Genomic DNA, 15528 nt, shown 5'->3' on the forward strand with positions numbered 1-15528 from the left:
TACATAACTTTACAATGGATGAAGGATTAATTGCTCGTAAACACCTTCACCCAATCCACATACATGCTGCCTGTCTCTATATCTGCCGGATCAGGCAGGTTGGGGTTTCTGAAATAGTCGCCGCCAACAGCAAGGTTCAGTGTAATATTCTGTTGTTTGCCAAACATCTCATCGATGTATTGTCCCGGAGAATTAGCAGATGTTAATGTACGGATAACTTTTCCGTTCAGCATAAAGGTAAGCTTTGTTTCTTCCCAGATTACTTCATAGACGTGCCAGTATTTTGTAAGATCCTTTGTTGTTGTGAGGTCCAGTCCGCTGGTACTAGGTACCTGGCTGGTACCGGCCGTTGATCCGTAGAAATAATTGGTACCATATTGAAATGGCAAGTGTCCTTTTGCTTCGATCACATCAATCTCACCATTGGTAGGCCAGGCGGCCCCATAGCTCCAGAAAGCCGGCCACATGCCGTAACCCGGTGCCAGTTTCATGCGCGCGGCAAAACGTACCTTAGGTGTCGTGCTGTTTGCGGATATCTTTGTTTTGGATTCGATGCGGGCAGAAGTGAAATCAAATGTTTTTTGAGTGTTGTTGGATGGTACTTGATTGCCTGTGACAGTTTTTCTGATTGCAGTAATTGTTAGAATACCATCTTTGAGATTTAAATTCTCCGGGCTATTGGAGTAATACTGGTATTCGTTGTTATAAGCACCACCTTGCCAGATGTTCCAGTTGCTTAAGTCACCTGAAAAATTTTCCTCGGAAGTCTTGGTCCAGCCGGCATTGATCACAGCCGCTTCATCCATATCGTAGTTCATGGTATCTGTAGCAATGGCTGCCGGATCATCTTTCTTTTTGCAGGATGTGGAGAGAATGGTTGCGAGACTAATAATCGCAATCGTAGTTAAGAGTTTGTTCATGCTTATACTTTTCGGTTGGTATAAGTTACACAGATTTTGCAGGGGAATTGATTGTATGTAATGAATATGTATTTTTTGCATGTTACATCATCATATATCCAACAATAGTTCTGCGTCTTCTTTTGAAAAATAATACTTTATGAAATTTAACTTTGATAGACATTCGCTTGGATTCCTTGAAAAGAAATTGAGAAGGCTGGCTTTTTAAGCACTACTTCCGCTTCGGCAATATCACTTACCTGTTGTGTTACCGGATGTAGCAAGCAAATGGGTAAATCCTCCTTTTAAAAAAGATTTTTTATCTGTCTGCATAAACTGGATATAGTGCATGATTTTTTCTTTGCTGCCCGTGTTTTCATTGAAAAAATGATCCAGTATTTCGGGTGTGATCTCAACGGGCTTGGCTAAAAATAAGGAAAAGCAAATAAACTGAATAAACTCATTTTCGACTGAGATATCCGTTAACTTATGAAGCTTTGCATAGCGGAGCAGTTCAAGATCAAGCTCATCCTGAAAATGTTCGTATGCAGGCATGTCGTCTAGGGAAGCAGACATAATAATTATGAGTTATGAATTATAAATGAAAGATTAATTCGTGGTGAATTTATTATGACGAATCAATTCATAATTTATCATTCATAATTCATAATTAAAAAAGATTGCTCCTTTTAAATATAATTCGGCTTTGCCGCCTATGAATACACGGGAGCCGGCATATGTACAATACAACACACCGCCTCGTTTGGATAACTGTCGCGCATTTAAATTATCCTTGTTCAGTTTTTGCGCCCAATACGGGATCAGCAAACAATGCGCTGATCCCGTAACCGGGTCTTCATCTATGCCTGCTTGTGGCGCAAAAAAACGCGACACAAAATCGGCTGTTGTTCCTTTGGCTGTAAGGATTACGCCTACAGCAGCATCTAATTTTTGTAATTTATAAAAGTCTGGTTTGGCTTCCGCTACTTCTTTTTCTGTTGCTACTTCAACCAGAATAAAACTTTTTCCTGCACCAACGGCAATAGGCGCAAGGCCTAATGCTTCCCGGTATACATCAGATACAGGTAGTTCTTTATATGTGTCTGCAGGGAAATTTAAGACAAAAATATCTTTCTCTTTGATAACCTTTAGCTCACCGCTTTTAGAATGAAACCGTATTTCATTCCGGGAATAATTGAGTTCATTGAAAATTACGTAAGCTGCGGCAAGTGTGGCATGTCCGCAAAGCGGAACTTCAACTTCCGGTGTAAACCAGCGGATATTGTATACATCATTTTCCTGTACAAAGAATGCTGTTTCAGAAAGATTGTTCTGTGCGGCTATTGACCTCAATTGTTCTTCTCCAGGCCAGTATGTAAGCGGACAAACAGCCGCAGGGTTACCGGTAAATGATCCGGATGAAAATGCGTTTACTATATAAAGCGGGAAAGACATGTATATTGTATTGTGATTATACAGGCTTGCTATTTCAGCAAGCCTGTATTCGTTTATTGGTTGGATCAGTTTAAAAACCAGACAAAACTGTAAACAGGATTATTTTTCTGTTCTAATGCGCAGATACTTTTCTCCTCAAAGATTGTCTGTTCAATATCTTTGAGCGTTACAGAAGGACTGGCAAGATTTATTACATGTTCATCAAATAAAATCGGATTGTAAACGGTTTCAGCTTTTGAAAAAGTTTTTTGATCACGGACATTTTTTCTTGCCAGTGTAAGCGTTTTATATTGAATAGTAGTTGTCATAATGGTAAGCAATTGAGTGTGAAGAAATGATTTACGTTGATCATGAATTCTATTCTGATCAGAGATTTGCTTAAAAGATTAAGCTTAACAGCGGTTTCTTGTTTTCATAGTCGTACTTTTTATAGTTCCACATGGGCAGGAATTGGCACCTTGCTTTGGTAGGCAGGTTGCCAGAAGTTCATAGAGCCTGATCTCTCCCTTCATTCTGTATAATACACGACCCTCAATTGGGTAGGTGATACAAATGTAAAGTAAAATAAATATAAAACAAATATTATTTTGAAAATTATTGAATAAATATTTTAAACAGAATAATATTCTTTTATGATTTGTTTAATCAAGAAGCTGTTTTGCTTGGTTCCGGAATCGGAAAAATCTACCGGAAAATAATGGTAGGAGGGACATTGAACTTTCTTTCCACTTTCGAAAAGAAACTATACGCAATCCCGTAAAGTGTTCTTAAATTAGCAGGATTTTAATCAAATTAGAATGAGGAATAAGATATTAAGTGATGGTGCTAAAGAGCTTAGCTACGAAATCAGAGAAATTGTTAAAAAAGCTGATCTTATTAATAAGAACGGTCAGCCTATTGTATTTGAAAATATTGGAGATCCCATTCAAAAGAATAATGTTGTACCTCATTGGATCAGAGAAACAATTTCTAATCTGACTTTAGACAACAAGAGTTATAGTTATTCTCCTTCAAAAGGAATTCTTAAAACACGTCAGTTTCTGGCGGAGTTAAATAATAAAAAGAACGGTGCGCAAATTACAGCCGATGATATTTTATTTTTCAACGGTCTGGGAGATGCTATTGCGAAAGTATATCAATTCATCAGCCGCAGTTCGCGCGTCATTGGCCCGTCGCCGGCGTATTCAACACACTCATCCGCTGAAGCTGCGCACGCGAGCCAGGATCCGATCACGTATAAATTAGACCCGAATAATCACTGGTATCCGGATCTGGATGATCTGTATAACAAAGTAAAATATAATCCGAACATCATCGGAATCTTGATTATCAATCCGGATAACCCGACAGGAATGGTATATCCTTTAGAAACATTGAAACGCATTGTTGAAATAGCACGCGAATTCAATCTGTTTTTATTGAGCGATGAGATTTATCTGAACATTACCTACAACGGCGCGCGCGCGTATTCTTTAGCTGAAGTAATTGAAGATGTTCCGGGTTTTGCGATGAAAGGATTTTCGAAAGAATTCCCATGGCCGGGGTCCCGTTGTGGCTGGATGGAATATTACAACCGCGGTAAAGACCAGGACTTTGATAAATTCTGTTCGGCATTGGATAATGCAAAGATGATTGAGGTATGTTCTACAACCTTGCCGCAACTTGCTATTCCGGTGATCATGTCTGATCCGCGATATCTGCCGTATAGAGAAGAATTAAATAATAAGATCGGCAAACGCAGTAAGATCATTGCAGGAATATTGGGACAGATACCTGAGCTGATGTTCAATGAAACATACGGTGCATTCTACAATACAATTGTGTTTAAGGATGGGGTGCTGAACAACAAGCAAACACTGCCGATCGATAATGCCGCAAACAAGGCTTTGGTGGAGAAGTGGGTGAGTGAGCCGAATGTAGATCTTGATAAACGTTTTGTGTATTATCTGCTGGCATCAAAAGGAATTTGTGTCGTTCCGATTTCTTCATTCTGTTCAGACCTGAAAGGATTCAGAGTCACCTTGCTGGAAGAGAATGAAGAGTTGCTGGAAAAAACGTTTACAAGCATCCGCGATGCGATCAGAGAATATTTGAAAAGCTGATTTAAGTGTAAAAGTGTAGAGTGTAAAGTGTAAGCTTGAATAATGAAATGCAGTGAAGACAACAAAGGCATCTTTACACTTTACACTCTAAACTTTACACTCATTAACATGGTAGTTCAATAATAAACGTAGTACCTACGTATAATTCACTTTCGGCCCGTATGGTGCCCCCAAGGATTTCCACCTGACTTTTTGTAATGTATAGACCCAGTCCTTTGCCTTCTACATGGAAGTGGAAGCGTTTATAGAATCCAAACAGGTTATCACCGATTTTCGATGCATCCATTCCGATTCCGTTATCTGTTATGCGGATAGAAAATGCTGTGTCCGTTAATTTGGTGATTTGTACATCTATCCGAAGTTTTCTCTGCGGATGCTTATACTTTTGCGCATTTGAAAACAGATTGTAAAAAATGCTTTCATAAAATGATTTGATGCCCGAAATTTCAAGTGATGGATCTACATATAGATTAACCTGTATTCGTTTAATATCAAGTTGTTTCAGGTTGTTTGAAATGATGGTTTCAAAATCGACCGCCTCTTTTATTTTCTCTGAAGTTTTATAAGAAAGAATTTTATTCAGATCTTTTAGAATTTCATCCATACGGTTAATCACCGTAAAGCTCTTGTCGATATACAGTAATTTTTCATCTGGATTTTTTTCCTGATAATATAATTCATAAAGTCCTTGCAGGGTTGAAAGTGGTCCGCGTAAATTATGCGAAGTAATAAAATTGAATTGCTCCAGCTGTTTGTTGGTCTCATTGAGTTCATCCAGTGACTTTTTCAGTTCCAGCGTTTTTGTGGCAACAACTTCATTTAAATTTTTATTCAACAGATTCAGTTCTGCATTCTTTTGTTTTAATTCTTCAGTTCTTAGATACACCGTTGTTTCAAGTGTATCGTTTTGAGTGGTTAATAAATACTCACGTTCTTTCAGAACTTCAATGATCTTTTCCTGATATAGAATGTGTTGAGATTTATAAGTTTGGTACTTACCAGCGATGATAAATGAAAAAATCCCGGCCTGGATGAGTGTGCCAATCTGTACATAGTTATTGATATATGGCGTACCGGGAATAACGTTGGCTACTGATAGAACCGTTAATACAATTGAAATCAGGTAAGCTGACCAGGCGAGAATAAAATAAAAAGCATTCCTGTTACCTTTTTTCCATACCAGTATTCCATATAGTAAATAAATAATAATTTGTGTGAAGGCCGTACTTTGCAGTACATACATGGCGGCTGTGTAAGCACCGATAATATTAAGCAAACAAACCAGGAAAAAGCATACAGTCATTATGATGAAGAAAAACTTTATCTTCGGATAGTAGGCTCTTATTTCTAAAAAGTAATAAACGAAAAAAGGAGTTGTTACGGCACTCATTGCAAACAACGAAAACTTATATGTATTTATGACAGGTGTATTTGGCCATAAATAAGCAAAGAGGTAACCATCTAAACATAGGTTCAGCATGATGGTTCCATAGAGAAATAATGAATAATAGATGAAAGCTTTTTCGCGTGAACGAATGAAAAATAAAAGTGCTACTGTTGCCATTATAAATACAATGCCCCAGTAGAAGGCATTGAATAAATTTTTAATTACTGCAACCTGTGTGTTTTTTATAGTATCACGGATAAAGATGGGGAAACTGGCATTGTATAAATCATATGCTTCAACAAAGTAAATCGTATTGGGTTTGACAGGGAAATTAACTTGCTCCGGGAATGAATTATCGTGCTGGTAAGGCAACTTCATTCCTCTGGTACGAATAAGTTTTAAATGTCCGTCCTGGTATTCATAAAGTGAAACAAGATTCAAATTACAGTTTTCTATAACTAATATTTTTCCATCCGGAGACTTTATAGAATCTGTTTTGAAATATAGCCACACAGGTTTGTCAATACTGGTAAGGACATTGTATACATCCTTTGTCTGCGATTTAAATACGTTGTTTTGTGCAAGCGTAAGTATACTATCGGTAGATAGTACATTGGAAGCGGGGTAGATTTTTAAAAATCTACCCGCTGAATATTCAGTGTTTGTTGGAATCGGAGAAAGTTCGGTCCAGCTTGTATTGTTTTCAGCGTAGACACTAAAGCAAAAAAATAAAATGAAAAAAACAGCCGGTAATTTGAGTAATTGTTTCCGTATGATTACCCGTTTAGTCATGTGTTACAATTTCTTCAATGTTGTTTTTTATATTCAAAGCTATCTTATCCATTTCAAGGTCATTCAGGTCGTAACCGAATGGCTCTTCAATTTCTTCGGCAGTGATCACAATACTCATCAGTATATAGTAGAGAAGTATAACCAATGGTACGCAAAGCCAGCCGATCTCATCTACCAGACTGAATGGAAGCATGATTACATACAAGTTGATCAGAAATTTCAACAGGTACATATAAGCCATAGGAATAGGGGTATTTTTGATCCGTTCACATTTTCCAAGTATATCAACCAGACCATGGATTTTTTCTATCAATAAGCTTTGCTGAATGTCAGAAATTAAATTACGTTTCCATACATTTTCAATTTTATTGGTCATGATGTTTGCAATAACTACAGGTTTGTGTTTTGCATTTTCAACCAACATTCTGTCTTCTTTAGATAAAATATCCAGTGATACTTTGTCTACCTGGTCTCTCAGGTGTGCTTTCATATTGAAAACAAACGAGATCAATAAATTGGAAACTTCTTTTCTTTCCGGCGTATTGAATGGCAGTAATCCGTTTAATGTAATAGCCAGGTTTCTGGAAGTATTTACCAGGGCACCCACTTCTTTACGGGCTTCCCACCACTTATCGTATGCGGTAGAGTTTCTGAATACCAATAACAAACCTAGCGCGGCCCCCATATACCCAGGTAGTGCTCCGCTGATGGTCATATTTAATTTTTTATATTCATCAGCGTTGTTGTTATGCAGGTATACCAAAACAATTGTGATGGAAGTAAGTACAAACATTCCTGCCAGTAGTCTTCTAACAATCGCACCTTTAAAAACAAGCGCCAGCTTTAATGATTGTTTATCAAGTTTCATATTTTCTCTTTGTGCATGATATGGGCATTGCCCAATACATTTACTTTGCCTGTTTCTTTATCAACGATTTTAGTTTCAATAACAGCTGTGTGTTTATCAGCATTGATTTCAAGAACCTTTAATTGTGCTTCATATTGCACGTCTACATACATAGGGCGTTTGAAATCAATTTCCTGTTTTAAGTATACAGTTCCTTCCCCCGGAAACTTCATGCCTAAGATTTTAGACATGATGCTGGCGCCCAGAATACCGTGGATGATCGGTTTTTTGAACATTGTTGTTGCTGCGTATTCAGCATCTAAATGCAGCGGGTTTTTATCACCCGATAACTCTGCAAATTGTATAACCTGTTCCTGTGAATAGGAAAATACTTCTGAATACGTATCGCCGATCTGTAACATAATTAACCAATTTTTTCCTGTAATGTCTGAACGAGTTTAAGAACCTGCTCATAAGAATGAGCCGGGAAATTTGCAATACGAATCTGGGTTTCTTTTTTAGAACCATAGCCTGCACCAACTGCCATGTCAAATGGTTCGAGAATTTTGTTAACCTCGCCAGGTAGCATAGTAGTATTGGCAACGATGGTTGTCATAGAACGCAACCGTGCATCTTCAACACCAAAGCTGAATATTTTACTTGAACTGATGTACTTGTTGATTAAAGCTGCCTTATCTTCCGTTTGTTTGCGAACACCATCCGCACCGATTTTTAACATATCAGCTGTAACTTTTCCCAGGAGGAAGATGTTCATTGCATTCGGAGTTTCCGGTGTTTGATTTACTTTCGCCTTCTCTAACATGGAAGGGATGGTATGATAGGTGCCGATTGATTTGCCTTTAGCCAGTAATGCTTTAGATTTTTCAATCACACGATCGTTCAGGATCCATACACCCAAACCGGCAGGCAAACCAAAACATTTCTGTACAGAGAAAAATGCAGAGTCAATTTTTGTCCAGTCAAATTTGGGATAAGGAAGAGAAGACACTGCATCCACAAAGATCAAGGCATCTTTGTTTTTATCTCTGAACTGATTGATGTCTTCAACCGGCATAGATACGCCAGAGCTTGTTTCATTATGCGTTAAGCAAATGATTTCAGCATCTGCAGGTACAGTAATGTTGGCAGGGTAGAAGCCTTTGCCAAACGCTGCTTCTTCTTTGTAAGCTTCGCGGCCAAGTTCGCCGGCAAATTCATAAAAACGTTTAGAGAAAGAACCATTCACGCAATGGAAACTTTTTTTCTCTACACAGTTCTGAATAATGCGTTCCCAGATTTCTGTTGCCGAAGCAAGGAATAAAACTTCGTAATTGGAAGGGAGTTCCAATAAGGTTTTAAGATTGTCTGAAGCTGTTTTGTATACTTCTTCAAACTTTTTGCTGCGATGAGAAATAACCCCGATCTTTTCATCCAGGGCTGTGATCATATGCTGACGCACAGTTGGGTATAATTCAGATGGGCCTGGAGTAAAGTAGATTTTATTGTTCATTATTGTAATGATAGTAATTGCTTGATTATACATTCAAGCTTAAAATTAGTTTAGTTGGTACAGAGTACGGAGTACTTAGTACTCAATACTCAATACTCTGTACTCTGTACTAGTATAAAGTTCTGAAACGGATTGTTCCAGGAATTTCTTTTAATTCATTTAACACTTCTTTATCGTAGATCTTAGCGATGTCTGTAATTACATAACCAACCTGTTCGTTGGTTTTTAAATATTGTGCTAAGATATTGATGTTGTGTTTCGCAAACAGGTTATTGATCTTAGCAAGGATACCCGGCTGGTTTTCATGCAGGTGCATGAAACGGTGACCTTCCTGTAATTCAGGCAACTGAATGTTCGGGAAGTTTACGCTATGCAGGGTAGTACCATTGTTGATGTAATCTGTAATTCTGTTTGGTACAAAATTGCCAATGTTTGATTGAGCCTCTTCAGTAGAGCCACCAATGTGTGGAGTAAGAATTACGTTTGGTAAGCCTCGTACATCATTGATGAATTCTTCGTCGTTATTTTTTGGTTCGTATTCGTATACATCAAGTCCGGCGCCTAATATTTTACCACTCTTGATGTTTTGTGCCAATGCTTTAAGATCTGTTACCGGTCCGCGGGCCAGGTTTAAGAAAATGGACCCTTGTTTCATCTGGTCAAATTCTTTTGCACCGAACATGCCTTTGTTGCTTGCTCTGCCATCCACGTGAAGAGATACCACATCCGCAATATTTAACAGCTCTTTTAAGCTGTTGCATTTCTTCGCATTACCTAAAGATAGTCTTTCAACGATATCATAGTAATACACCACCATACCCAGAGATTCTGCAATTACAGAAAGCTGAGAGCCTATGTTGCCGTAGCCTACAAGACCTAACTTTTTACCTCTGATCTCAAAAGAGTTTTTTGCAGATTTATCCCACTTACCCGTGTGCATCTGCATACTCTTCTCAAGTGTACGACGGTACAACATGATAATCTCGCCGATTGCCAATTCAACCACACTGCGTGTATTGCTGAATGGTGCGTTGAATACTGCAACACCTTTCTGTTGTGCAGCTTTCAGGTCGATCTGGTTTGTACCGATACAGAATGCACCGATTGCTAAAAGCTTAGGTGCATGCTCCAATACTTTTGCAGTGATTGTAGTTTTAGAACGGATACCAATAATAGATACGTCTTTGATCTTTTCAATCAATTCATCTTCTTCCAATGCACTTGCAATTACTTCAACGGTATAGCCTTCTTCGCTGAATAATTTTTGAGCGTCTGTATGGATGTTTTCCAGCAATAAAACTTTGATACGGTTCTTTGGATAAGAGATCGTCATCGGAAGTTTTTCCTGGAATAATATTTCGTCGAAGTTCGGAGCGATGCTGTCTGCTTTGGCAATTACTGCTGCGCGGCTTACATTTTCTGTAAATGCGTAGAATTTAGTTGCAAGACCCGCGCCTCTGATTTCGTAGTCTGTATAGCCATCGCCGATCACATGTACGTCGCCTGTTAAGCCAAGCTTTTCCATCAACTTGATCTTGCCTTTATCCTGACTAAGCGGGTTGTTGGCATCGCAGCCGATGATGTTATCATCTTTGTCGAATGTAAATGTGTTGGCAAGTACATGGTCTTCCCTGATACCGAATTCTGTTACGATCGGCAGGATGAATTCTTTGAATCCTGAAGAAACAATGTAGATCTGGTCGGCATAATCGCGGAAGAAATGTTTGTTACGTTTTACAGACTTGGAAACTTTGGAACGTAATAAATCAATCAACTGAGGCAGGTGTGATCTGTTTGCTTTAACAAGCGCCAGTCTTTTTACAAGGTTTTCGCTGAACGAGCCTTTGCCTTCCATACCAAGATTGGTAAGGTCAATGATTTGTTGAATGATCTGCTGCTGATTCGGATTACCCGCTAATGAAATCGTGGCTAATTCATCTAAGGCTTCAACCTGCGTAAATGTGCTGTCAAAATCAATGACGAAATACGGAACCTTCTCGATTGTTTCCATGCAATTATGTATGCTTAAATTGTTCTTGTAATCAATTGTTATTTTTCTATCTGAAAACAATAAACATTGCTTTAAATAAGAAGGTGCAAATTTCCGCATTTTTTCTCTAAAAATGAAGCTTTTGAGGGAAACACTTAGAATGTTACCCCAAGTAAGCGGAATCGTGTAAAATAGGATTAAAATGAGTTTTTATTCCTAAATGGTAAAGAAGAAGGATTTGATAATGATTTATCCGTTTTCTGCTCTTTTTTCACTATTGAGAGTGGATAACTTATGCTGTTTAAATATTGATAATCGAACTGAATGCTTGTGGATAATCTGTGTTTTTGGAGTGCGTAAATCTGTGGATTAAAGTTAGTGTACTTGAAATGAATCAGGAAGGATATTTTCGGATGTGGAAGTTCATTGTGGAAATGGATCATGTAAAATGTGGATAAGTGTGTTCAATAATTGTAAACTAGTAGGCACAAGCAAATGCTTGCGCCAGCGAAAGTGTGGGAATGATATATTGTTGTCTGAGTCTTTGTAAGGTGTTTTTGAGTAATTGAGTGGGGGCAGGCAGGTGAGTGAATGGTCTTTTCTTAGCTTTCACTACGGGTGAACTACGGGTGAAGTACGGGTGAAGTACGGCTGAACTGCGGGTGAAGGGGGAATATGAAGCGTTTTGTCTTCAGAAGGGGATGCAACTTACACAATTAAATGTAATTGCTAGGACTTAATGCTGCACAATCTGAATTTATTAACAAAGGATTATTTGAAAGAAACAGACTGTAGGCTAGTTTCGGATTTTAATTTTTACAATCTGCTGTTTAAAATAAGCTATGGCTAAAACAAAAAAGAAGGATAATCTGAAAGGATTTATTGATGGTAAATCTCATTTTACCATGGAAGGGAAAGATATTGTTAAAAACTCATCGGCACCTGATCCGGAGCGGCTTGCAAACGATCCGGTATATGCGCCTGTCCGAAAGAATTACAATTTATTCGGCAGTCTTTCAGGCATAGCAACCGCTTTCAGAGCGGCCCTTAAGCCTACCTTTGAAAGCGCGATGGATAAGCGCATGAGCGGGAGCCTGACGGCATTTTTCAGAACTCTTGTTGCTGATGGCCGTGAGGTGTTGGACCTCCGCGCGCACAAGGATCGGTTATGCAATTATACATTTAAAAAGAAACATATATTCAATGCAACAGCTGCATTGGTACCTTATGCGGTAACATGTGCGGAAGATCGCAGCCGTGTGACATTGCAACTGCATGCATTTAAGCGTACGCGTCTGAAAGATGATAAGAACAGAACACATTTCCGGATGACGCTGGCGGTGATGCCGTTTGCCAATAGTTTTTGTACCAGTACGGAAGATAGTATTACCTACATGCCTGTAGAAAACCCGTATCATGGATCGCTGCTTGTAGCGGAAAGCGCTGATCTGGATATATGTTTTGTTGAACAGGAGCAGCAGGTTACTGTGCAGATCCCCGAAAAGGCAAGGGATACACAGGTTTCTCTGGTAGTGTTTTTACATCTCGCTTTTTATGAGCGGGTAAACGAAGGCGGTTATATGCAAGCGAATGATGTACTGAAGGTGGCGGAGGTTTATTAGAATTATGAATTTTTTAGTTGCAGCAGATTCATTGTCGTGGACAGGTGTGTGTGCGATACTAACAAGATAAAAGCTATTCGGGAGGAGGGAATAAAAAAAGCTCCGGGTAATCCCGGAGCTTTAATTCATTCCGCCGCGGCGGATCATGACTCATAATTGACTTACGCCAACTTCAGATCGCTGATCAGCGTCTGAATCTTCGCGTCCAGTTTCTTATCTACGGCTGCATATTCAGCTCTTGAAGCCAATGGTTCATTTACACTGAAATAAAATTTGATTTTCGGCTCTGTACCTGAAGGACGGGCTGAAACCAACGTGCCGTCTGCCGTTTTGAACTGCAGTACATTTTCCTGCGGCAGCTCAATTTTCTTTGTGGTGCCGTTCGTAAGATTTGTTGCAAGCTGACTGTCGTAATCAAACATCCACTCAACCGGCGAACCGCTCAATGTTTTAGGAGGCGTAGCACGCAGCTCCTTCATCATGGTCTGAATTTCTTCCGCACCGGTTTTACCTTTCTTTGTCAGTGAGATCAGGTGTTCTTTGTAGAAGCCATATTCCACATACATATCCAGCAACATATCATATAATGATTTGCCCTGGTCTTTTGCGTATGCCACCATTTCAGCGATGAATGCACACGATGCGATCGCGTCTTTATCGCGTACGCTGTCACCGATCAGATAACCATAGCTCTCTTCGCCGCCGGCAATGAATTGTTCCTTGCCTTCAAGCTCTTTAATTTTCGCGGCAATGTATTTGAAACCTGTTAAGGTATTGTAATACTTCACGCCGAATTTCTTCGCGATCTTTTCGATCAGGTCGGTTGTTACAATCGTTTTAACAATGAATTCTTTTCCTGTAATTTTATTCGCATTCTTCCATGCCTGCAGCATGTACAGAATCAATAAACTGCCAGTCTGATTTCCGTTTAATAACTGGAACTCGTTTTTATCATTCTTGATCGCAATACCTACGCGGTCAGCATCGGGGTCTGTAGCCATCACCAGGTCTGCATTCCATTCCGTCGCTTGTTTAACGGCCATGCTCAACGCATCTTTTTCTTCCGGGTTTGGATATACAACGGTAGGGAAGTTGCCATCCGGCACCGCCTGTTCCTGCACTACACGTACGTTTTCAAAACCAAATCGCTTCAGTACTTCCGGTACCAGCACGATACCAGTACCATGGATAGGCGTATAAACAACCTTCATGTCTTTCTGGCGCTTGATCGCATCCGGAGATACGGTAAGTTTTACAATTTCATTCAGGTAGGCGTTGTCTACTTCTTCACCAATCTCTGTGATCAGGGATTTATTGGCATTAAAATTCACATCATCAATACTTGTGATTTTCTGAACTTCTGTGATAATGTTTTTATCATGTGGTGCAATTACCTGCGCACCATCGTTCCAGTATGCTTTATAACCGTTGTATTCTTTTGGATTGTGTGATGCGGTAAGTACTACACCTGTCTGGCAGCCGAAATGGCGGATCGCGAAGGAAAGTTCAGGTGTGGAGCGTAATGCTTTAAAGAAATATACCTGTATACCGTTTGCAGCAAATACTTCTGCCGTTGTGCGGGCAAAAAAATCTGAATTGTTCCGGCTATCATGCGCGATAGCTGCTTTTAACGGCTGGCCGGGGAAATTCTTTTTCAGGTAATTACATAAACCTTGCGTGGCAGCGCCAATGGTATATTTGTTCATTCTGTTTGAACCAACACCCATCAGTCCGCGCAAACCGCCGGTACCGAACTCCAGATCTTTATAAAAGCATTCAATCAGTTCATCTTCTTTACCAGCGTCTATCAAAGATTGAATTTGTTTTTTTGTATCTGCATCATAACTGCCAGTCAGCCATGTTTGTATTTTCTTTTTTGTGGCATCATCTGCCTTTGGCAATTGTGTTGTGATTTCGCTCATAACAATAAAATAAGTAGATAGGACTAAAATTTTTACAATATAATTCGAATTATTATACGGTATTATTAAAATAACGTTTTTAGCTCAATTTTCGAAAAAAAAATACTGAAGACTTCAAAAAAAGCAGGGATTCCCTTACCTTGGAGGAAATTCTACAAATTAATTCGAATGGATTTAAAAAAGGTTAATAAAGATTTAGAAGCGATTATTCTTAAAAAGAATGAATTGAATGCTTTAACATACGATCATAAGGATTACGATGATGTTGAAGAGGAATTGCATGATCTGGAAGATGATTTTTTGGATGCTTATGGAGACGAATTGGAAGAAGTTCTTGATCAGGTGCATGTGAAAATTGATGCAGATAATGATGTTTTATTACCAATCGCTTATGTAGGTTCATTCTATAAAACTGCCGGCAAAAATGCAGATGGTACACATCAGTTTGATGTTGCTGAAGGCCAGGGAGTTTCGATTGAAAGCGGAAAGTATAAAAGCGCAGATACGCGTTTAATCTTTCTTCCTAATCCGTTAAGACTGATATTGACGAATGGAAAAGATAAAAAAATTGTAGTATGGGGAGAAGGTCAGTAATGGCCGCTTCAAATCTTTATTAAAGCTCTGTAGCTAGTGGTAGTTCGCAGGGCTTAATTTTTTAATTGTTTTAGCACCTAATTCAACGTCGTTTAGTTAAGGCTTCATAAGACTATAAACAGTCTTCCTTATCTTAATTTAATTTGCTCTTTCTTTTCTCTTCATTGTTCTTTTGCCTTGATGCAAAAGAACCAAAAGATCAAGGCTGATTTCAAATACGCTAAAATTTTGGTTCATTCCGCAGAACGCTACAAAATCGTCCTGAAAAAGGACTAGTTGTAGCGTTCAAAAAGCTCCATGAACCAAAATTTCTTAACGCAATTTGTTCGCCGCGGCGAATGAGGCCGTTTGATTTAGAGAGGATGCTTCTTAATTAAGCGACATTTGATTGCAAATCCCTAACAGCAG

The 15528-nt window shown here is 39.0% G+C and carries 13 protein-coding genes and 1 riboswitch; of the genes, 3 read left to right on the plus strand and 10 right to left on the minus strand.

Annotated elements, in window-relative coordinates:
* Positions 1–26 precede the first annotated feature (26 nt).
* The 4 genes from ACTHJT_RS00770 to ACTHJT_RS00785 all read right to left on the minus strand — a co-directional run bounded on the left by ACTHJT_RS00770 (position 27) and on the right by ACTHJT_RS00785 (position 2662).
* Complete coding sequence (locus ACTHJT_RS00770; protein ID WP_440235664.1) at positions 27–920, minus strand: glycoside hydrolase family 16 protein; 894 nt, start codon at positions 918–920, stop codon at positions 27–29.
* A 231-nt stretch (positions 921–1151) separates the two neighbouring features.
* Positions 1152–1475, minus strand: a complete 324-nt coding sequence (locus ACTHJT_RS00775; RefSeq protein WP_440235665.1) for a hypothetical protein — start codon at positions 1473–1475, stop codon at positions 1152–1154.
* A gap of 81 nt (positions 1476–1556) precedes the next feature.
* A complete protein-coding gene (locus tag ACTHJT_RS00780) occupies positions 1557–2354 on the minus strand; it encodes a PhzF family phenazine biosynthesis protein (RefSeq protein ID WP_440235667.1) in 798 nt (265 codons plus the stop codon).
* A 65-nt stretch (positions 2355–2419) separates the two neighbouring features.
* A complete protein-coding gene (locus ACTHJT_RS00785) occupies positions 2420–2662 on the minus strand; it encodes a hypothetical protein (RefSeq protein ID WP_440235669.1) in 243 nt (80 codons plus the stop codon).
* 116 nt (positions 2663–2778) lie between these two features.
* A riboswitch (SAM riboswitch) is annotated at positions 2779–2878 on the minus strand.
* A gap of 273 nt (positions 2879–3151) precedes the next feature.
* On the opposite strand from ACTHJT_RS00785, the gene ACTHJT_RS00790 reads away from it, so the two are divergent.
* On the plus strand, positions 3152–4456 hold the full coding sequence (locus ACTHJT_RS00790; RefSeq protein ID WP_440235670.1) for a pyridoxal phosphate-dependent aminotransferase: 1305 nt from the start codon (positions 3152–3154) through the stop codon (positions 4454–4456).
* 103 nt (positions 4457–4559) lie between these two features.
* On the opposite strand, the gene ACTHJT_RS00795 is transcribed toward ACTHJT_RS00790, so the two are convergent.
* The 5 genes from ACTHJT_RS00795 to serA all read right to left on the minus strand — a co-directional run bounded on the left by ACTHJT_RS00795 (position 4560) and on the right by serA (position 11003).
* The gene (locus ACTHJT_RS00795; protein ID WP_440235671.1) at positions 4560–6635 is read right to left on the minus strand and encodes a 7TM diverse intracellular signaling domain-containing protein; all 2076 of its coding nucleotides are present in this window, start codon (positions 6633–6635) and stop codon (positions 4560–4562) included.
* Positions 6628–7503 carry a bestrophin family protein gene (locus ACTHJT_RS00800; RefSeq protein ID WP_440235672.1) on the minus strand — a complete coding sequence of 292 codons (876 nt, stop codon included), beginning with the start codon at positions 7501–7503 and terminating at the stop codon, positions 6628–6630. Before ACTHJT_RS00800 ends, ACTHJT_RS00795 begins: the two co-directional genes overlap by 8 nt.
* Positions 7500–7904: a MaoC family dehydratase gene (locus tag ACTHJT_RS00805; protein WP_440235673.1), complete on the minus strand. Its 405-nt coding sequence runs from the start codon at positions 7902–7904 to the stop codon at positions 7500–7502. The genes ACTHJT_RS00800 and ACTHJT_RS00805 overlap by 4 nt, the downstream gene beginning before the upstream one ends.
* 2 nt (positions 7905–7906) lie before the next feature.
* Positions 7907–8992, minus strand: a complete 1086-nt coding sequence (locus ACTHJT_RS00810; RefSeq protein WP_440235674.1) for an aminotransferase class V-fold PLP-dependent enzyme — start codon at positions 8990–8992, stop codon at positions 7907–7909.
* Between the two features lie 109 nt (positions 8993–9101).
* On the minus strand, positions 9102–11003 hold the full coding sequence (gene serA / locus ACTHJT_RS00815) for a phosphoglycerate dehydrogenase (RefSeq protein WP_440235676.1): 1902 nt from the start codon (positions 11001–11003) through the stop codon (positions 9102–9104).
* Positions 11004–11824: 821 nt separating this feature from the next.
* On the opposite strand from serA, the gene ACTHJT_RS00820 reads away from it, so the two are divergent.
* Positions 11825–12604, plus strand: a complete 780-nt coding sequence (locus tag ACTHJT_RS00820; RefSeq protein ID WP_440235678.1) for a hypothetical protein — start codon at positions 11825–11827, stop codon at positions 12602–12604.
* Positions 12605–12765: 161 nt separating this feature from the next.
* Here the strand turns inward: ACTHJT_RS00820 and ACTHJT_RS00825 are convergent, their stop codons facing one another.
* Positions 12766–14526 (minus strand): phospho-sugar mutase, encoded by a 1761-nt coding sequence (locus ACTHJT_RS00825; protein WP_440235679.1) that lies wholly within the window; start codon positions 14524–14526, stop codon positions 12766–12768.
* A gap of 168 nt (positions 14527–14694) precedes the next feature.
* Here ACTHJT_RS00825 and ACTHJT_RS00830 point away from each other — a divergent pair, with 168 nt between their 5' ends.
* Positions 14695–15120, plus strand: a complete 426-nt coding sequence (locus ACTHJT_RS00830; RefSeq protein ID WP_440235682.1) for a hypothetical protein — start codon at positions 14695–14697, stop codon at positions 15118–15120.
* Positions 15121–15528: the final 408 nt, after the last annotated feature.

Origin of the sequence: Cytophaga sp. (genome assembly GCF_051961495.1) — a bacterium.
GTDB lineage: Bacteria > Bacteroidota > Bacteroidia > Cytophagales > Cytophagaceae > Cytophaga.